The following is a 20,326-nucleotide window of genomic DNA, read 5'->3' on the forward strand; positions in this document are numbered from 1 at the left end:
AAGGAGATTATTATGAAATTTAACCTTAAAGGTTTACTAACTATCGCAGCAGCAGCTTCAGCGCTAGTTCTAGCAGGTTGTGGCGATAAAGAAGTGGATACTTCTAAAGTAAAAGTTGGCGTAATGGCAGGTGCAGAAGCGCAAGTTGCTGAAGTGGCAGCTAAAGTAGCGAAAGAGAAATACGGCCTAGACGTTGAACTGGTTACTTTCACGGATTACGTAACACCAAACGCAGCTCTAGATGATGGTTCTATCGACATCAACGCATTCCAACACGCACCGTACCTAGATCAGCAAGTGGCTGACCGTGGCTACAAGCTAACTATCGCTGGTAACACGTTTGTTTACCCAATTGCGGGTTACTCTAAAGAAGTGAAATCGGTAGACGAAATCCAAGACGGTGCTCGTATTGCTGTACCAAACGACCCTACAAACCTAGGTCGCTCTCTACTTCTTCTTGAGCAACAAGGTCTTCTTGAACTTCGTGAAGGCGCAGGTCTTCTAGCTACAGTTCGCGACATCGTGGGTAACCCTAAGAACCTAACGATTGTTGAACTAGACGCAGCTCAACTGCCACGTTCTCTTGATGATGTTGCTCTATCTATCATCAACACAACTTACGCGAGCTCTATCAACCTGACTCCACAAAAAGATGGCGTATTCGTTGAAGACAAAGATTCTCCTTACGTAAACCTAATCGTTTCTCGTGAAGACAACCTAAACGCTGAAAACGTACAAAACTTCGTTAAAGCTTACCAAACTGAAGAAGTGTACAACGCAGCTTCTGACATCTTCCAAGGTGGCGTCGTTAAAGGTTGGTAATCAACTAAACGACAGCACTGTATAGATACCCGAAGGGGCTGACATAACGTCAGCCCCTTTTTTAATGATAAAGATTTGCTAGAAAGTAAAGCATCTCAGATTTAAGCGAAACAAAGTCGATTACTTCAGGTGATCCCAAGAGATGTTTGACACCAATCGGCAGTCATCACACTTGAAATAGAAAATATCGTGGATAGGCGCATCTAGCAGCCATTCACCACCACATTGCGGGCATTTGCGCTCTTTTTCATCTTTCAGGCTGATCCCACCGACACGGTATAAGTAATAGTAGGTTGGAACCTTAGTCAGATACTCAATGCGCCCTCTTAGACCCCAACCGCGTTTAAACAGCACACTCTTCGTGTCACTGATCTCGGTTAGCGTTGCATGTTCCGCGCGACAACCACCACCCATTTGTACTTCATCACAGGCTTGCCATTCGGTCTGCCATTTCAACACGGCTTTATGGTCGCCATTGAAGGTAGGTGGATTGCGATACAAAGGGATTGGTAGCAAGCTATCGCCACTACGCAGCGGTGAACAGGTGTGCACGAATGTCGTGTATAACACCTGCCAGCTTGGTGTTTCATCTTCTGCCACTTCTTCTGAGTTCAGATCTCGACCTAGCAAACGCATTTTAGGCGCTAGTAGGCTCGCGTTAGACAAGCGATCAAAACACACTTTCACAAAGTCTGAGTGATTCCGCGGGTGCAAGCTATCTTGCTCCGGGCACACAACGCGAACATAGAATTCCCCATCGCCCATCACGATTGGGAACTCACGACCTAACACTTGTCCGTTATAACGAAGTGCATCCATTAAGCCATTAACCGCCTTGTCGACAGCGCTTACCGTTGTGTTATCAAAACACTCAAATTGAAGTTCTAGTACGTACATCTATTTATACCGCTGGTTGTAGCTTTTCTAAAAATTCTGCCAATGTCTCGGCGAGCACATCACGATTTTTGGTACCTAAGCGCTCCAAAATCACGTTACCCGTTAGGTTACAGATAGAGATAACATCCAGCTCAGCATCGGTCGCGGCAATGAAAACCGTTGGTTTTAGCTTCAAGCGACGCTGAGTTACTAGGTGACCCAAAATGTTTTCTTGTAGGCATTCGAAGTCTTCATCACTCCAAATCTGTAACAGAGTCAATTCGTTACCATCGAAAGTTGCGTTCATATCTGCGCTGAATTGTGCGCCGTAGAAAGTTTTGATGTCTTCATGCAGAGTCAACTCAATACCGGTTTCAACGTTGGTGAAATCCGCGAATTGCTCACGTGGATAGTGCTTCCACAACACGGCATCGCCACTCTTTTCTTCTACGCATGGCGATTCGATGTCCACCAACTCCTCATTACGAGGTAAGCTTTGGTGTTTCTGCTTCCACGCGTCAACGTATCGCTGACTAAAAGAAAGTAGTGCGTCTTGAGCACGTTGAGTCATGAAAATCTCCTAAACACAAAATAATAAATAGAATCCGAGCCCTTTCCGCGCCGATTAAGCGATGACTTAATGACAGGGTAAGGGGGATTCAGTAAAATCGACCCCATTCTAATCGAATTTGAAACGAAAGTATGAGCAAATATTCTGACGCAAAAGAGCTAGCGGGTTTAACCCTTGGCCAAAAAACTGAGTACTCTAACCAATACGATGCAAGTTTATTGCAGCCAGTACCTCGTAGCCTTAATCGCGATGATCTTGCGCTAAACGGCGAGCTGCCTTTTGTTGGTCATGATATTTGGACGATGTACGAGCTTTCGTGGCTAAACACCAATGGTCTACCACAAGTAGCGGTGGGCGAAGTTTTCATCCCAGCCACCAGCCAAAATTTAATTGAATCAAAATCTTTCAAGCTGTACCTAAACAGCTATAACCAGACTCAATTTGAAAACTGGGATCAAGTAACCGAGCGCCTGACCCAAGATTTGTCTGCATGTGCAGGCGAACCTGTGATTGTGAATGTAAACTCAGTAACCGACTACACGAACCAACCTATCGTGACGATGGAGGGTGACTGTATCGACAACCAAGATATCCAAATCACTAGCTATGATTTTGAAGCGTCGCTGCTTGAAGGCGCTGCTGGCGAACAAGACGTTGAAGAAACACTGCACAGCCACCTATTGAAGTCGAACTGTTTGATCACCAATCAACCGGATTGGGGCAGCGTTGAGATCGCATATTCTGGTAAGCAAATTGACCGTGAAGCTCTGCTACGCTATTTAGTTTCTTTCCGTGAGCACAATGAATTCCACGAACAATGTGTTGAGCGTATCTTCACTGACATCATGAAATACTGTGCACCTTCGAAGCTAACTGTGTTCGCACGTTACACACGTCGTGGTGGTCTGGATATCAACCCATACCGTTCAACAGAGCAAGATAGACCAAGCCACAATAAGCGTATGGCTCGCCAATAATCAGGCGAGAACCACCCACACTTATTTGAACCTACCAAATCTTTAAAGGGACATTGAAATGCGTTGGTTATACGTTGTTAGTCTATTTATTTTAAGCTTAAGCACATCGGTCAATGCGTCGGTTTATTCGTCGGCGCTACTCAATGAAGCCAATAATTTGGTTGAGATCGATCCGAGCCAAGCAAAACAAATGGCCAACAGCTACCTAACGCTGCGTGTCCTTTCTGATCAACGCGAGAAAAGCCCTTCAGCTATTTCTCGCGAAGAGACAGACTCCTCGATTCGAACACCAAACAGCAGTATCGATGCGTATAAGATCTTAGCCAAAGCGGAATACAACCTTGGCAATATGCGTATTGCGATTCAGCACATCGACAAAGCCTCCGAGCTAGCGCAAACCTATAAGCTTGATTACCTAAAAATAGATCTTCAGATCCTAAAAGTTCGCTTACTTTGGCTGAGTGATAGAAAATCAGCCAAAGCAAAATCAGAGCTCACTAACATTGAAACAAATCTAGAGTCGGTGAATAAAACCTTACGCTTAACGGAAGGCATTACCTATCGCTTGATCATGTTGAAAGCCGACATCGCCTCTTACGACAACAAGATCGATGAAGCCGAAAAGTTCTATCAAGAAGCCAAAACCTATCTCGATCAACGTTACTCTGAAAAAGTCACCATCGACTACCATATCTCCGTCGGCGAGTTTTATCTGACTCACAAAGAGTACAACCACGCGTTATCCGAGTTGTTGTATGGCTACTGGAAATCAGTAGAGGGCAATCTAAGTTCACGTTTGGCCAAGGTCAACCGCCTACTTGCGCAGCTTTTCTTTGAGCGCCAAGTGTTGGATAAAGCGTTAGAACACCTATCTCAAGCCGCTGATTTCTATGACAACTTTGAAAACTCGCCTGTCTTAGCACAAGTGCTTAAGAAAATGGGGGATGTGTACTTCTATCAAGGGAAATATAACCTTGCCTTGGTACACTTCTTCAACGTTCTTGATCACGAAAGCACTGACCGAGATATCCACCAAGTCATTGATATCCGACTAAGTCTATCGGCGACCTACTTACGCCTTTATAACTACCCTCTAGCAGAACAGTACCTAACCCGTGCCCTTGAGCTGCTGGAATATACCGACATTCCAAAGCTGGAAGGCCGTGCTGCACTGTTATCTGCAGGGTTAGCGTATCACCTACAAGAAAGCGAAGACGTGATAAAGCATGCGACACGTGCACTTGAGATCTCACGCCAGATAGAGAACATGCGCCTTTCACAACGCTCGTACTACTTACTTTCTTTGGGTTATGAACAGGCAGGTCGTCCACAGCAAGCATTGGCAAACCTCAAGCAATACAACAGCCTTGTCTCTCTAGAGCAGCAAAAACTCAACCGTGTTGGCGAAGACGCGTTCCGTCAACAGAAAGAATTTGCCGAACAAACCCTGCACTACGCAGGCCAAGCGCAAGAGCTAGAAAAGTACAAACTAGAGCATCGCAAGTTCCAGAAAATATCGTTCGCCCTATTCTTGTTCAGTATTATCTTGTTCTTCTTTGTGCTTCGCCGTGGCTACCTCATTCAAACCTTAGCCAAAGAAGTCGACTCACTACGAACAGACCTGTTTACGCACTCACGATCTAAGCTCCCGAACCTCAGAATGCTGAATGCCAAGCTGTCCAATTCGCTAGAACAAACCAGCCAGACCTTCGAACAGTGGCAACTTGGCGAATTGATTCATGAGCCACTCAACGACCGCTTACGCTTCGTGATGATTGATTTACCGTTCTTACGCAATATGTACACGCAGAACGGTTACAAAGCCGGTCTAGAACTGGAAGACGCTTTCGGTGAATTCCTAAAATCTAAGCTTGAAGGCCCAGCTCGTGTCTACCACTTCTCGGATGCGAACCTGCTTTATATCGAGCCAAACGCGGACCGTGATTTGTCGCCTGAGGACATGTTCAGAAAGATTCAGTCTTGGGTGAATGACTTCGAAACAGAGCGAAACATCAACCGAACGGTCCGTATGGGCATCGCTGACTACCCATTCTTGCCACGCGCTTACACCGCAATTAACGATCAAGAGCTGCTCGACGTATTGTTGATGTCGACCAATCTCGCCCGTGAGATCAGTCTCAAAGAGCGCAGTAGCCAATGGGTCTATCTAAAAGCTATCGATAATGCACCAGCAGCGAGCCTTGCAACTGGTAACATAAGAGAAGCGTGTAAACATGCGATTAATCAAGGGTTAATAAAAATACAATCCTCGTACCAGAATGAGGACAACATCAAAAAAATGCTAAAAGATGACTGATTTGCGAGCGGTTAAGAGCAGCAAGTCGTGACCTTATTTTTAGTTTTGTTATTATCGATGTAACGGAATTTCATCAAAATGATCGAGATCGGTCTACGCGGCGCTAATAAATACATCTATGGGCATTCTTGAAAAAGACATTCAGGCGCAACTCCACCAGCTGAAATCTCAGTTGGAGCAGGTCCGTTTGACGCAAAGAGACACCTCGTTCAAGTTTATTAGAGAACAGAAAGTTCTAAAGCGTATCGTCACGTCTTTAAGTGATGCATGTGTTGGTAGTAACAGCCATTTAGATGAAAACCTCATTGCCCTTAGGGAAGAGCTAGAAAAGCAAAAAGACATTAGCTCAATGATCCCAAAACTGGCAGTATTAGAAAGGATGCTTAAGCAGAAAACGTTGGCTATGGATAAACAGAACGGGTATCTGGACGATAGCATTAAGCACAGTGGGGAAACGCTGCAGCGCATAACTGGCCTTCCAGCACAGCTCAAACGCGACCTACGAAACTTACTTAGCTTCTCCGAATGCAATGGCAGTCAGAAAGTCGACCACGCCATGAAACTTCTCGGTATTTATGAGCGTGCCATAAAGATTATGGCGAATAACTCACGCACTCATTTTGCCGACGTTACGCATTCTCCGGAACAAGAACTCCTTTCCGACCTATCAAACGAATTACAACATCTGATCACTGAACTCGATTTCGAGGGTGAATCGGGTGATTTGCTTACCGATATTCGAGCGAAACTGCTACTGGGTGTTTCCACACAAAATCTGCTTGAGCTGACACTTCAGATCCTCAAACTGGTAATTGAAGGCACCAACCTAGAGCGTAAGAAGTCTGAACAATTCATCGATCAGCTTAATTCTTCTTTAGCGTCCAGCATCAAAACGGCAGACCAAAATGCCGACCAGAGCCAGAGCTACTTTGAGCGCCGACAAGGTCTAAACTCTGAGTTAAATGAACTAGTCACTAGAAGCCAAAGCTCGGTAGATAAAGCGAAAGATATTGATAGTTTAAAGCTGTCGATTAATCCGCTACTCAGTGAAATCGCCTCTCTTTCGGAAAGGCTGAACCACGCAGAGCAAAAAGAACAAGCTCTGATAGAGAGAATGAGTTACGGAAAGACTCAGTTAGATTCACTCTATGAAGTGACGCAAGATTACCGTAAGCGCTTGGAAGATCAGGCTCAGCGTATGCTGCTTGATCCTCTAACCAAGGTTTACAATCGCACTGCCTTTACTGATCGCTTAGAGCTTGAGTATCGCCGCTGGATCCGCGCTCAACACTCGCTACGCGTAGTACTGCTCGACATCGACAACTTCAAAGCAATTAACGATAGCTTTGGTTACACCGCGGGCGACAAAGCACTCAAGATCATCGCAAGAACTATTACCAAAGAAGCAGGCACCACCGATACTGTGGCACGTTTTTCAGGTGAAGAGTTTGTGTTATTGCTGCCAGAGCAAACCGATGAATATTGCCATCAGGTGATTCAGAACATTCAAACTCAAGTAAGCCGCCTGCCCTTTAAATTCCGTGACCAGCAAATCACGATCACTTTATGCGCGGCAAGTACTCAGTTTAAAGAGTCAGATACACCTGAAGAAGTGCTAGAGCGACTCAATAAGACTCTAAATAAAGCAAAACAACGCGGTACCAACCAACTTGTTTGGCACTAGGCCAGCCCTAGATTTAATTTATTTCATTTTTTCAAATACTTATCACATACCATTTCCCTCAATGTTTGCTAAGCTAATGATTAACATTCGCTTAACAAGCATTCATGGCAAGCAACGCTGTCGTATCCGTTTCGTCTGGTTAACTCTCTCCTACCTTTAACCAAACACTTTCAACGTTTGCTTCTCACTCTCGAGCCAGAGGGTCACTTCAACGTCCCCTGCTCTTTTCAACAAGGAGGCACTATGATCACTCATATCAGCCCTGCCGGTAGCATGGATTTACTCTCTCAACTTGAGGTTGAGCGTCTTAAGAAAACCGCGTCTAGTGATCTGTACCAACTGTATCGCAACTGTACGTTAGCGGTCCTGAACTCGGGTAGCCATACCGACAACTCCAAAGAGCTACTCGACAAGTATCAATCGTTTGATGTTGAGGTAGTGCGACGTGAGCGTGGTATTAAGCTCGAACTAAGCAACCCACCAGAGCATGCCTTTGTCGATGGTGAAATCATCAAGGGTATTCAAGAGCACCTATTTTCAGTGCTGCGTGACATTGTTTACGTCAACATGCACTTAGCCGATAACCAAAGGCTCAACCTGACTAATGCCACTCACATTACTAACCTTGTGTTTGGTATCTTGAGAAATGCAGGTGCGTTGACGCCAGGCATCGAGCCTAACCTGATTGTATGTTGGGGTGGTCACTCAATTAATGCCACTGAATACCAGTACACTCGCGAAGTGGGTAATGAACTGGGCCTACGTGAGCTGAACATCTGTACCGGTTGTGGACCGGGTGCGATGGAAGGGCCAATGAAAGGCGCGGCTATTGGTCACGCTAAGCAACGTTATACTGATCATCGTTACTTAGGGCTGACAGAGCCTTCAATCATTGCCGCTGAGCCACCAAACCCGATAGTAAACGAACTGGTGATCATGCCAGATATCGAGAAGCGTCTTGAGGCATTCGTTCGTATGGCGCATGGCATCATCATTTTCCCAGGCGGCCCCGGCACGGCGGAAGAGCTGCTGTACATCTTAGGGATCATGATGCACCCGAATAACGCCGAACAACCAATGCCGATTGTCCTAACTGGCTCGAAAGAGAGTGAGGCTTACTTCCGCTCAATCGATAAGTTCATTGGGGAAACTCTAGGGCCTGATGCGCAGAAACATTACGAGATCGTGATTGATGACCCAGCACGCGCTGCGAAAATCATGAAACAAGCGATGCCAGATGTGCGTTCTCACCGTAAAGAGACCGGTGATGCCTACAGCTACAACTGGTCACTGCATATTGAGCCTGAGTTCCAACTGCCATTCGACCCAACACACGAATCTATGGCGGCGCTTGATCTTCATATGGACCAAAAAACAGAAAGCCTAGCCGCTAATTTACGTAAAGCGTTCTCAGGCATTGTGGCTGGTAACGTCAAAGCAGAGGGTATTCTGGAGATCGAGAAGCACGGCCCATTCCTAATTGATGGCGACAAAGAGCTAATGACCAAGATGGACCAACTGCTGAATGACTTTGTTGAGCAACATCGAATGAAGTTACCGGGAGGGACCGACTACGTGCCTTGCTATAAAATCGCCTCACGTGATTAAGGCGTTTACGTTACCAACGTTTCAACTCACCAAGTGATACGTTACTATAAGGGGCTAGCAGCCCCTTTTTTATTGCCTATTTAGTGGAAACTTATGTCTATCCATCTTGTTATTATCGATGCCTTAAACCTCATCCGACGCGTGCACTCTGTTCAGCCGGATCCAACCGATATAGCAAGAACCATTACCACCACAATTCGCACTCTCAATAAGATTCTGAATGAATCAAAGCCCACCCACATCATCGCGGTATTTGATCACCATTTACAAGACCGTGGCTGGCGCGCAGATGTGCTTCCTGCTTATAAGCAGAATCGTAAACCGATGCCAGAACCATTGATGAAAGGCCTTGATGCTATTCAACAAGCTTGGTGGGAGTTAGGCATTGATTCACTGCTGTCTGATGGCGATGAAGCGGATGATCTCGTCGCAACACTGGCAAAGAAAGTGGCTGACCACGGAGAAACCGTCACCATCGTCTCGACGGATAAGGGCTACTGCCAACTGTTGTCACCAACGCTTCAGATCCGAGATTACTTCCAGCACCGCTGGTTAGATAAACCCTTTATCGAAGCTGAGTTTGGCGTTAAACCTGAACAACTGGCGGATTACTGGGGATTAACGGGCGTAAGCTCAAGCCAAGTACCGGGCATCCCAGGTATCGGGCCAAAAGCAGCCAAAGAGATATTGACCACTTACCCAGATATCGAAGCGGCCTATCAAGCAGAAGATCTGCCGAAAAAATATCGTAAGAAGTTCGACGAACACATCGAATCCGCTCGTGTATGTAAGCAAGTATCGGCACTCAAAACCGATATTGATTTAGGGTTCAACCTGCAAGATATTCGTTACGAAGCAAACGCTTAAGTCGCTGTGACTCGATAATATTGATACAAAAAATGCCCCTTAAAGGAGCATTTTTTATCACTGACACACTAACGTAAATATTAGTGCGGTGAGATGTTTGAAAGCGCCTGAATGTGGACCGTGATCTCTTCGCGATCGTGGTAAAGGTGCTTAGCCTGCATCTTGAACTTCACTTTATTCTCAATCAGGAACACTTTTAGGTTCTCGATATCTTGCAGTACTTCATCGTAACGGCCTTTCATAGGCAGTTTAAGGTTGAACAGTGCTTCTTTCGCCCAGCCTTTGATGATCCACTCACCCATAAGGTGAGCAACACGAGCTGGCTTCTCAACCATGTCACAGATAATCCAAGTTACGTTCTTACGGTCTGGTTCAAACTTAAAGCCATCCACCATGTGGTGCTTAATTTGACCTGTTTCCATTAGGCTGTCTGCCATCATGCCGTTATCAACACAGTGAACGAACATCGAGCGCTTAACCAATTGGTAAGTCCAACCACCTGGACATGCACCTAAATCAACACCCCACATACCTGGAGCCAAACGCTCGTCCCACTCATCACGAGGGATGAATACGTGGAATGCTTCTTCTAGCTTCAATGTAGAACGGCTTGGCGCATCTGATGGGAACTTCAGACGAGGGATACCCATAAAGAACTGGGAGTTGTTCGTTGGGTAAGAGTAACCAACAAAACAGTGGCCCGGAGCGATGAAGCATAAATGAAGCACAGGCTTCTTAGCGTTATCTTTCGCTGTCATCAGGCCTTTACCACGCATCGCTTGACGCATCGGCACGGTAAATTTACGGCAGAACTTCAAAAGCTCTTTTGCTTCGTTAGTATCTGGCGTTTCAATACGGATATCACCACAACGAGGGAAACCTTCTTTCTCAGAAAGCGCCTCAAGAATTGGAGAAATACGGTCATCGGTTGGCAGGTCTTTAATTTCAACAGCCACTGCCAACATTTGACGAGCAAAGATCAGTGATTGGAAATCGATCTCTTTGATCAACTTGTCCGCTTCACCTGCTTGGTAACATTCAAACAATACAAAACCTGTATTGTTCTTTAGGCGAGGAAAACCAAACACTTCCAGTTGTGTTGCCTTGTCTTGAATTTCGCCAGCACATTCTTTTTCAAAACCAGAGCGACAATAAAGTAGTACGTGTTTCACTGAGTTACCTCTTTTATATTCAAAGCAGCGAAGGAGAAGACTCCCCAACCAATGATAAATAGTAGACCACCAAACGGAGTGATAGGGCCAAACCATTTTATTCCTGTCAGTGCCAAGCCATAAAGGCTGCCACTAAAACAAAGGATGCCGATGATAAAGCAAATTGCCGCAATGAAAAAATATTTTTGTGATTTAGCGCCAAGTTTCATCTGCAGCAGAGCGCCACACGCCAATATCGCTAGAGTATGGATAAATTGGTACTGAACACCCGTCTCAAACACGCCTAGCAGATATTCAGACAAGATAGCTTTCAAACCGTGAGCTGCAAAGGCGCCAAGCATCACAGCAACCGCACCAGAGATGCCAGCAAACGTGAGTAAATACTTACTTCTCATTGAGTACCTCTTTGATAAACGCTGATAACTTCTCAACGGTTAACGCAATATTCTGCTGCTCGGTGTAACCAGAACTCTTACGAGGTTTAAAGCTGTGGTCGCCATCGGGAATAAATTCAACACGAATAGAATCAGACAGATCAAAATCAGCAAACTCTTCACGCTTACCAAAGGTATCGCGCTCACCTTGTAAAATGAGGCATGGCTTTGCTAACTCAGCCAGATGCTCACCTTTGTATTTCTCGGGTTTACCTGATGGGTGGAAAGGAAAGCCTAAACACGCCATTGCGGCCACCTTATCAAGTTCAGACAAATGGCTCGCCATACGCCCTCCCATCGACTTACCACCAATCACAAGCTTATCGACATCAACCTGCTCAATAATCTCTTGATAGGCTTCAAGTAGCTTAGGCGCTCTGTCAGGTGGACGACGCTTACCATCTTCAGCACGTTTAATCATGTAAGGGAAGTTGAAACGAATCACTCGTATCCCTTTAAAGGCTAACCCTTTGGCTACCGACTGCATGAACTCATGCTCCATGCCTGCGCCAGCACCATGGGCAAAGATAAAGGTGATGGGATTGTCTTCACCATCAATGATGACGTTATTCATCGAGTAAGTCCTCTTGTTCACTTTGCGCTTTCGCTAGCATCCAGTCGCGGAAGGTAGCAATACGACCCATGTCGGCTTGTTTCTCATGACAAACCACATAGAAGGCGTTCTTACTCACCAACACTTCATCAAAAGGCGCAATCAAACGACCCGCTTCGATTTCAGGCTGCGCCAACACGTTGTTACCCAGAGCAATGCCCTGGCCGTGAGCCGCTGCCTGCAGCACCATGGTTGAGTGACTGAAGATAGGGCCGTGATTAACGTTTACCCCATCGATGCCATTTTGCTTAGCGAACTGTTTCCAATCCTTTCGAGAAGTATCATGCAATAGCGTATGACATGCTAAATCACTGAGAGATTCTAATGGTTTTACTCCTAGCAGCACGGAAGGTGAGCAAAGAGGGATCAAGTATTCTTGGTAAAGCTTATCGGCTCTAAGCCCCGACCAATTACCTCGGCCATAATAGATAGCGACGTCTACATCATCGGTTAGCGAGCCTTCATCCATATCAACGGCTTTGATTCTTACATCAATATCAGGCTCTTGCTGATTAAAGTCAGCGAGCCTTGGTACCAACCATTGAATAGCAAAACTCGGCGGTAAACTGATGGTCAATGCGCCCTTCTCACTTCGCTCCAGCACTTTGTCTGTCGCTTCTGCTAGTGATGTGAAAATATCTTTGATATCTAAGAAGTAGCTTTGACCTTCTTCAGTTAGCAGCAAAGAGCGGTTTCTTCGGCGAAACAGCTTCAAAGATAAGAATTCTTCAAGCGCTTTGATCTGATGACTGACTGCCGCTTGAGTAACAAACAACTCTTCTGCAGCACGCGTAAAACTCAAGTGTCGAGCTGCAGCTTCAAACACTCTTAGCGAGTTTAATGGGGGTAATCGACGAGACATAGTTACTCTCTAAATAAGCATTAGTTTTTTTTATCTGAAACATTATAATTTGTCCATTGCCTAGCAGCCAGAGAAATTCTATATTTCATCCCGCAGCAGCTAGCCTGAACGGCTTGATTCTCTCTAGAATCAATTGGCTTAGCTCCTGCGATGTTGTGTTTGCAAACTCGTTCTTTTCGAGTTGGGTAGAGTTCTACCAAATGTTTTGTTGCAGTTTATACTGAAACGAGGCATGTACTTCCTGTATTTATTTTGACCTGTCTGTCAAATTTGTTTACACCGCCTTATGGGCGGTGTTTTTTTATGTGCAAAGAAATGTAACAACAAGTTTATCAATAGCTGTGCTAATTAATCTTTATTATTTTTCATCGCCAATCACAGAATCAGACACCCACTCAAATAATCAACTGAACACATACAAATAGCACCATTGAGTTGCACTAAAAAGTAACAGAATACTTCAAGATACTCACACTTCTTCGGTACTTATAAACCCGTTTAGAACACACTCTTTCTATCAATCAAAAATTTCAAAGCTGAGCATGACGATAGCACGCCCAAACTCACGCCTCTGTCTGACTACTGTAAATCATTCACAATAGAAAATAAAAAAGCCGCTTACTTTTCAGTAAACGGCTTTGCAAAATGATTAACGCTTGGTCAACACACCACTATGGGCGGTAAACCTTAACGTTATGGAAGCCCTGCTCTTGTAGGTAAAGTGCCTGTAGACGGCTCATTACACCACGGTCACAGTACAGCAAGTACTCTTTCGCTTGGTCTAGGTCGCCAAACTGAGTCGAAAGCTTGAAGAATGGGATGTGTTTAATTTCAACACCCTCGATCTCTAATGGGCTTTCGTCTTCTTCTTCTGGGCTACGGATATCAAGAACGATAGCGTGCTCAGCAACAGCTTGAACTTGTTCAACTTCAGGCGCTTGCTCTTGGCTCTCTTTCTCGATGTCACGGATATCCATAACACGAGCGTTCTCGATCACTTGATCCAGCACTTCAAAGTTAAACTTAGCTTCTTCTGCTTCCAGTTTGCCTTTCTTCGCTTTCACTGTTGGCTTCTTAGAAATAACACCACAGTACTCAGGCATTACCTTAGCGAAGTCTTCAGTACCGATGATACGAGAAAGGTCGATGATGTCTTCTTTATCCCAGTTGATCAGTGGACGAAGGATCAAAGTGTCCGTCACGTTGTCGATATGACGCAGGTTAGTTAGCGTTTGGCTAGAAACCTGACCAAGAGCTTCACCCGTTACTAGTGCTTCGATACCGAAACGCTCTGCAACCATACCACCAGCACGCATGAACATACGCTTAAGAACAACGCCCATTTGGCCATCTTCAACGTTCTCAAGGATTTCAGCAACCACAGGTTCAAAGTCTACAGAAATGAACTTCACCTTTGCAGATGAGCCGTATTTATTCCATAGGTAGTGAGCCACTTGTTTAACACCAATCTCGTGCGCTGGGCCACCAAGGTTGAAGAAACAGTAGTGAACCTTAGAGCCGCGTTTGATGTGCAGGTAGCTTGAAACACCAGAATCAAAGCCGCCAGAGATCAAGCTCAGTAGATCTTCTTGAGTACCAAGAGGGAAGCCACCGAGGCCTTTGTGACGAGCTAGAACTTGGTTTAGCTTGTCGTTAACCACTTCAACCTTAACGGTTACATCAGGGTTCTTAAGTCGAACTTTCGCTGACTCAACTGCTTGGTTTAGACCGCCGCCTACGTAGCGCTCAAGTTCAATAGAGGTAAAGTCATGCTTACCACGACGCTTAGCACGTACAGAGAAAGTCTTGCCTTCAATGTCAGCACGGCTGCGTTCTAGTACTTGCTCGTAAATATCGTGCAAGTCTTTGAATTCAGACTGTTGAACTTCAAGAGAGTGGTGAATACCTGGAGTGTGAGTCAGAGCCTCTAACACTTCTGCGTAGTACTGGTCACTCTCAGACGTCACTTCAATATGATCGCGACGGTTGAATACCGCAACACTTTCACAGCGACGTTGAATAACGTTACGAATGTTGCACTCTAGAATCCTTGTGAAGCGCTTACGCACCGATTCACTTTTTACAAAAATTTCCGGATGGGGCTTAACAATAAATTTCATAGTACTTTCACAACATTAATGTTCAAAATTTTGAAAACGCTCATCGCCAAGTAAATTAGAGAATTTACACAGCACTTGAAGCAAGAATAGATCATATCTAAATCTAAGGGCGCGAATTATACATGAGAAAGTGAAGCAAGGAAAAGAGTGCTTGCTGTAACACCATCATTAAACCGCTTGTTATTAACAGTAGCAGGTTTCGAAACGACATAAATGCCGCAGAGAGAACCATTGAAGACCAGCAAACAAAAAGCCCAACCTCATTATAAGGTTGGGCTTTCGATGCTATCTGCATGCTACCGTGTGTACACGTATCGGCTATTCATTAATAACAGGCACTTCGTCACTGTAAAGCGGCTCGCCCTGCATGATGCTGATTTCAACGCGGCGGTTGAGGCTACGTTGCCATTCAGTATCGTTCGGCTCGACTGGCTCGGTATCCGCCATGCCGCGTACTCTCAAGCGTTGATGAGAGAAACCACGCACCTTTTCCATCTCTTGAGCAACAGACACTGCTCGCTGTGATGACAAGTCCCAATTAGATCGATAAAGCTCGGAATCAAGACGTTGATTATCGGTGTGCCCTGAGATTCGAACGATACCCGGAACATCTTTCACCAACTCAGCAACCTGTCTCACCAAAGGTCGGAACTTAGGCTGTAGGAAAGCAGAACCCGATGGGAATGCACCCTTCTCACGAATTCGAATCACAATCTGCTGGCCAAGGTTTTCAACTTCAATCGCGCCTTGGTCTATCTCTCGCTCCAACGCCTTCTTGATGCTTTCCATCAAGGTTTCCATCTCTTGCGATTGAGCTTCAGCTTGTTGTTGCTGTTGGTCTGACTCAGAGTTTTGATTGTCGTGAGTCGAAACCTCTGGCGACTTGCCTCCGGTCATCTTGCCTTGATCACGCATGGTACCGCCAGCACGCTCAGATTCACCTTCATGAAACTCAAGCGTTTGCTGCGTAATATCAATCGTCTGCTGCATGATCACATCAATCGGTGTCGGCTCTGGACGACCAGGTCGAAACTCTTGTGCAATGATGCTGGTGCCTTTAGGAATGTCTTTCACTTCCAAGCGGTTTTGTACACCAAACGCAAATTTCATCGAGCCAGCGATCTGTTTGAACTTCAGTACGTCCATCTCAGAGAATGAGAGCAGCAGTACGAAGAAACACATCAGCAGTGACATCAAGTCAGCAAATGTCCCCATCCATTGAGGCAATCCCGGAGGAGGACATTTACATGGATTTTCTTCATCCATCTTCAACTCCTCTTACGCAGGTTCACCATCAATCGTACGCTTACCTTCGTTTAGGTAGCTCTTCAGGTAACCATCGATTACTCGTGGGTTCTGACCATCTTGAATCGCGAGTACGCCATCCATAACCAAACGACGGTTGAGTGTCTCTTGGTCACGACGCAGCGCAAGCTTGTCGGCAATTGGGAAGAACACCATGTTCGAAAGAATCGCACCATATAGGGTGGTTAAAAGTGCCACCGCCATCGCAGGGCCGATCGCTTTTGGATCATCCATGTTAGAAAGCATGGCAACCAAGCCAACCAAGGTACCAATCATACCCATCGCGGGTGCTACATCACCAAATGCAGAGAACACCTTCGCGCCCTGCTCATGACGCTCTGTGGTTAATGCGATGTCTTTTTGCAGTGCAGCACGAACTACATCTCCATCATGGCCATCCACCAAAAGATCGATGCCCTTTTGCATGAAACTGTTGTTAATTTCCATCTCTTCCAGTGCTAAAAAACCACCTTTACGAGCCGCATCAGCCATCTCTACAACTTTCGCAATAAGATCTTCAGGCTCATCCGCTTTAAACATAAAAGCTTTGCCGGCAATCTTAGTCGCGCCAAAGAACTGTCCCATGGTGAACTTCATCAGAACAACAAACGTTGAACCACCAACCACGATCAATATGGATGTCGTGTCATAGAACATCCCGAGGCTTCCACCTAGGATCATTGCCATGATTACAAAGGCAAATCCACCAATCAAACCTATTAGGGTTGCTAAATCCACTGAGCACTCCTCATGCTTTTTTGTAGCTCTATGTCGACGATAATCTTTTTATCGGCAAGACTATAAGATCTTTTAGTAAATTCTTGGCCTAAGTATCACACTTTTGCTTTTTGTATCACAACTATTACCCGCTTCCCCGTTCTCGAGCAGTCATAAACTCGATAAAGGTGAGGTTATTAGATGAAAGTGGCTTCAAGCCTCTTAAAAACGAACTTTCTAGCAAAATTTATTGGTTACATTTGACCATCTCAACGCCCTAAGGTAACGTTCGTTCATCTTTCCAAACGCAGATTTATTATGGCTACTAAGAAACCTGAAAATATGAGCTTTGAAGCGGCAATCGAAGAGCTCGACGGCTTGGTTGATCAACTAGAAAACGGTGATCTAGCTTTAGATGATGCGCTGAAAAAATTTGAACGAGGTATCTCCCTCGCTCGTGCCGGTCAAAGCAAACTAAACGATGCTGAACAGCGTGTTAGCATCCTACTGCAAAATGATGAAAACGCAGAACTTAGTGACTTTAACCCACAACCAGAATAACGAATTGTATGAGATCCCCTATGATCGAGACTTTATTGTCTTATCAGGCACGTAATAACGAGCAACTGAACCTTTGGCTTGATCGCCTGCCACACCAAAATCAGAACCTGATCAACGCAATGCGTTATGGGTTACTTTTAGGCGGCAAGCGCGCGCGTCCATTTCTTGTCTATATTACAGGGGAGATGCTCGGTTGCACCGCTGAAGAACTCGACACTCCAGCTTCTGCAGTCGAATGTATTCATGCCTACTCTCTGATTCACGACGACCTGCCAGCAATGGACGACGACGAACTGCGTCGTGGCCATCAGACCTGTCACATCAAATTCGATGAAGCGACCGCCATTTTAACGGGCGATGCCCTACAAACTCTCGCATTTACTATACTTGCGGAAGGTACATTAAGTGCTGACGGTGAAAGCAATCGCGTTCGAATGATTCAACGCCTAGCCGAAGCCTCTGGTGCACAAGGTATGTGCATTGGACAAGCACTTGATATTGAAGCTGAAAACCGCTCTGTCACGCTAGAAGAGTTAGAAGAAGTTCACCGCAATAAAACGGGCGCGCTAATGAAATGTGCGATTCGTTTAGGTGCTCTGGCTGCTGGCGAAAAAGCGTTTGAAGTGATGCCTCAATTAGATAAGTACGCCGATGCAATCGGGTTAGCCTTCCAAGTTCAGGATGATATTTTAGATATCATTAGCGATACCGAAACTTTGGGTAAACCACAGGGCTCTGACCAAGATTTGAACAAAAGCACCTACCCTTCTTTGTTAGGTTTAGAGGGCGCTCAAGAAAAAGCGCAAACTCTGCTTCAGGAAGCGCTTCAAGCTTTGGCTGCAATCCCATACAATACCCAGTCACTCGAAGAGTTCGCCCGATACGTCATCGAGCGCAAGAACTAAGACAATAAGCGCGCATTACCTATGACTCTTGATATATCAAAGTACCCAACTCTTGCTTTGGCTGATAAGCCAGAGGATTTGCGTCTACTTCCAAAAGAGACGCTTACACAGCTTTGTGATGAATTACGTACCTATCTTCTTAACTCGGTGAGCCAGTCAAGTGGTCACTTAGCGTCAGGCTTAGGTACAGTAGAGCTGACAGTTGCTCTGCACTATGTGTACAACACGCCTTTTGACCAGTTGGTTTGGGATGTTGGTCACCAAGCATACCCGCACAAAATTCTTACAGGTCGTCGCGACCGCTTGTCGACTATCCGTCAAAAAGATGGACTGCACCCATTCCCATGGCGTCAAGAGAGCGAATACGACACCCTTTCTGTTGGTCACTCTTCAACGTCGATCAGTGCTGCACTTGGTATGGCTATCAGTGCGAAGAAAGAAGGCAAGAACCGTAAAGTCGTGAGTGTGATTGGTGATGGCGCGATTACAGCAGGTATGGCATTTGAAGCCATGAACCATGCGGGCGATATTCACAATGACATGCTGGTTATCCTGAACGATAACGAGATGTCGATCTCTGAAAACGTAGGTGCGCTAAACAACCACCTAGCTCAAGTTCTTTCTGGCAGTCTTTACACGTCAATTCGTGAGGGCGGCAAGAAAGTGCTATCAGGCGTTCCGCCGATTAAAGAGCTGGTTCGTCGTACAGAAGAACATCTAAAAGGCATGGTAGTCCCTGGCACCATGTTCGAAGAGTTAGGCTTTAACTACATTGGCCCAATTGATGGTCACGATGTCAATGAGCTGATTAAAACGCTTAAGAACATGAGAGACCTTAAAGGTCCTCAGTTCCTGCATATCATGACTAAGAAAGGCAAAGGCTACGAGCCAGCTGAGAAAGATCCAATCGGTTACCACGGCGTACCGAAATTCGATCCAGCACACTCAAGTCTGCCTAAGAGCACCAGCTCTAAACCAACGTTCTCTAAGATTTTTGGCGACTTCCTGTGTGATATGGCCGCGCAAGATCCTAAGCTGATGGCGATCACGCCTGCAATGCGTGAAGGCTCTGGCATGGTGCGTTTCTCGAAAGAGTACCCAGAACAATACTTCGACGTAGCGATTGCTGAGCAGCATGCTGTGACCCTAGCAACCGGTATGGCGATTGCGGGTGATAAGCCGATAGTCGCTATCTACTCGACGTTCCTACAACGTGGTTACGATCAACTGATCCACGATGTGGCTATCATGGACTTACCGGTCATGTTCGCTATCGACCGTGCTGGTCTTGTCGGCGCTGATGGTCAAACACACCAAGGTGCGTTCGACTTAAGCTTTATGCGTTGTATTCCAAACATGGTGATCATGGCGCCAAGCGACGAAAACGAATGTCGCCAAATGCTTTACACTGGCCACCAGCATACAGGTCCAAGTGCCGTTCGTTACCCTCGCGGTAATGGTATGGGTACTGAGATACAAAATAAATTTACCGCGCTTGAGATTGGTAAAGGTCGTATGGTTCGCGAAAGCGAAAAAACAAAAGATGGCTCGAAAGTCGCTATCTTAAGCTTTGGTACTTTCCTTGAGAGTGCACTTCAAGCCGCTGACGTCATCGATGCGACAGTTGCAGATATGCGCTTTGTGAAACCACTCGATGAAGCTCTGATCAAACAACTTGCTGCTGACCACGATGTACTGGTAACTATCGAAGAGAATGCGATTGCAGGTGGTGCGGGCGCAGGTGTGATTGAGTTCTTGATGCAAGAGAAACTGCTGATGCCAGTATTGAACCTTGGCCTACCAGACAAGTTCATTGCTCAAGGTACGCAAGGCGAACTGCATGAAGAGCTTGGTTTGGACGCGAAAGGCATTGAGAAGTCTATCACTGACTATCTTGCCAAGTAGCTTTAATACG

At 45.7% G+C, this 20,326-nt stretch carries 18 protein-coding genes; 9 read left to right on the plus strand and 9 right to left on the minus strand.

From position 1 onward, the window contains the following. The first annotated feature begins 12 nt into the window (after positions 1–12). Positions 13–822 (plus strand): MetQ/NlpA family lipoprotein, encoded by an 810-nt coding sequence (locus AB4161_RS15680; RefSeq protein WP_017060765.1) that lies wholly within the window; start codon positions 13–15, stop codon positions 820–822. Positions 823–942: 120 nt separating this feature from the next. Here AB4161_RS15680 and AB4161_RS15685 read toward each other — a convergent pair whose 3' ends face one another. Together AB4161_RS15685 and syd are read right to left on the minus strand one after the other, a co-directional pair. Beyond that, positions 943–1,719: a Zn-ribbon-containing protein gene (locus AB4161_RS15685; protein ID WP_017060766.1), complete on the minus strand. Its 777-nt coding sequence runs from the start codon at positions 1,717–1,719 to the stop codon at positions 943–945. 4 nt (positions 1,720–1,723) lie between these two features. Next, on the minus strand, positions 1,724–2,269 hold the full coding sequence (syd, locus tag AB4161_RS15690) for a SecY-interacting protein (RefSeq protein WP_017069494.1): 546 nt from the start codon (positions 2,267–2,269) through the stop codon (positions 1,724–1,726). A 131-nt stretch (positions 2,270–2,400) separates the two neighbouring features. On the opposite strand from syd, the gene queF reads away from it, so the two are divergent. From queF to xni, 5 genes are all read left to right on the plus strand, one after another. Then, positions 2,401–3,246 (plus strand): NADPH-dependent 7-cyano-7-deazaguanine reductase QueF, encoded by an 846-nt coding sequence (gene queF, locus AB4161_RS15695; protein ID WP_065584006.1) that lies wholly within the window; start codon positions 2,401–2,403, stop codon positions 3,244–3,246. Positions 3,247–3,304: 58 nt separating this feature from the next. Next, positions 3,305–5,563, plus strand: a complete 2,259-nt coding sequence (locus AB4161_RS15700; RefSeq protein WP_065584007.1) for a tetratricopeptide repeat protein — start codon at positions 3,305–3,307, stop codon at positions 5,561–5,563. A gap of 118 nt (positions 5,564–5,681) precedes the next feature. Next, positions 5,682–7,247 carry a GGDEF domain-containing protein gene (locus AB4161_RS15705; RefSeq protein ID WP_372083584.1) on the plus strand — a complete coding sequence of 522 codons (1,566 nt, stop codon included), beginning with the start codon at positions 5,682–5,684 and terminating at the stop codon, positions 7,245–7,247. 243 nt (positions 7,248–7,490) lie between these two features. Beyond that, entirely contained in the window at positions 7,491–8,855 is a 1,365-nt protein-coding gene (ppnN, locus tag AB4161_RS15710; protein ID WP_372083585.1) for a nucleotide 5'-monophosphate nucleosidase PpnN, read from the plus strand. Positions 8,856–8,948: 93 nt separating this feature from the next. After that, positions 8,949–9,722, plus strand: a complete 774-nt coding sequence (gene xni, locus AB4161_RS15715) for a flap endonuclease Xni (RefSeq protein ID WP_017069498.1) — start codon at positions 8,949–8,951, stop codon at positions 9,720–9,722. A gap of 80 nt (positions 9,723–9,802) precedes the next feature. Here the strand turns inward: xni and rlmM are convergent, their stop codons facing one another. From rlmM to pomA, 7 genes are all read right to left on the minus strand, one after another. After that, a complete protein-coding gene (gene rlmM / locus AB4161_RS15720) occupies positions 9,803–10,894 on the minus strand; it encodes a 23S rRNA (cytidine(2498)-2'-O)-methyltransferase RlmM (RefSeq protein WP_017070491.1) in 1,092 nt (363 codons plus the stop codon). Next, complete coding sequence (locus AB4161_RS15725; RefSeq protein WP_102319950.1) at positions 10,891–11,289, minus strand: DUF423 domain-containing protein; 399 nt, start codon at positions 11,287–11,289, stop codon at positions 10,891–10,893. The genes rlmM and AB4161_RS15725 overlap by 4 nt, the downstream gene beginning before the upstream one ends. After that, positions 11,279–11,902: an alpha/beta fold hydrolase gene (locus AB4161_RS15730; protein WP_372083586.1), complete on the minus strand. Its 624-nt coding sequence runs from the start codon at positions 11,900–11,902 to the stop codon at positions 11,279–11,281. Before AB4161_RS15730 ends, AB4161_RS15725 begins: the two co-directional genes overlap by 11 nt. Then, entirely contained in the window at positions 11,895–12,803 is a 909-nt protein-coding gene (locus AB4161_RS15735; protein ID WP_012604639.1) for a transcriptional regulator GcvA, read from the minus strand. Before AB4161_RS15735 ends, AB4161_RS15730 begins: the two co-directional genes overlap by 8 nt. Before the next feature lie 671 nt (positions 12,804–13,474). Beyond that, positions 13,475–14,923, minus strand: coding sequence for a tRNA uracil 4-sulfurtransferase ThiI (gene thiI, locus AB4161_RS15740; RefSeq protein WP_372083587.1), 1,449 nt, complete (start codon positions 14,921–14,923; stop codon positions 13,475–13,477). A 318-nt stretch (positions 14,924–15,241) separates the two neighbouring features. Next, the gene (locus AB4161_RS15745; RefSeq protein WP_017060777.1) at positions 15,242–16,189 is read right to left on the minus strand and encodes a flagellar motor protein MotB; all 948 of its coding nucleotides are present in this window, start codon (positions 16,187–16,189) and stop codon (positions 15,242–15,244) included. Between the two features lie 12 nt (positions 16,190–16,201). Further along, on the minus strand, positions 16,202–16,966 hold the full coding sequence (gene pomA / locus AB4161_RS15750; RefSeq protein WP_017060778.1) for a flagellar motor protein PomA: 765 nt from the start codon (positions 16,964–16,966) through the stop codon (positions 16,202–16,204). A gap of 297 nt (positions 16,967–17,263) precedes the next feature. Between pomA and xseB the strand changes: the two genes are divergently transcribed. The 3 genes from xseB to dxs are packed head-to-tail and all read left to right on the plus strand — an operon-like array spanning position 17,264 to position 20,316. Continuing rightward, complete coding sequence (xseB, locus tag AB4161_RS15755) at positions 17,264–17,506, plus strand: exodeoxyribonuclease VII small subunit (protein ID WP_004734405.1); 243 nt, start codon at positions 17,264–17,266, stop codon at positions 17,504–17,506. A 20-nt stretch (positions 17,507–17,526) separates the two neighbouring features. Further along, on the plus strand, positions 17,527–18,411 hold the full coding sequence (ispA, locus tag AB4161_RS15760; protein ID WP_017070489.1) for a (2E,6E)-farnesyl diphosphate synthase: 885 nt from the start codon (positions 17,527–17,529) through the stop codon (positions 18,409–18,411). Positions 18,412–18,432: 21 nt separating this feature from the next. Further along, positions 18,433–20,316, plus strand: coding sequence for a 1-deoxy-D-xylulose-5-phosphate synthase (gene dxs / locus AB4161_RS15765; RefSeq protein ID WP_372083589.1), 1,884 nt, complete (start codon positions 18,433–18,435; stop codon positions 20,314–20,316). Positions 20,317–20,326 lie beyond the last annotated feature (10 nt).

Source organism: Vibrio sp. 10N.286.51.E5 (assembly GCF_041469125.1).
Lineage (GTDB): Bacteria > Pseudomonadota > Gammaproteobacteria > Enterobacterales > Vibrionaceae > Vibrio > Vibrio crassostreae_C.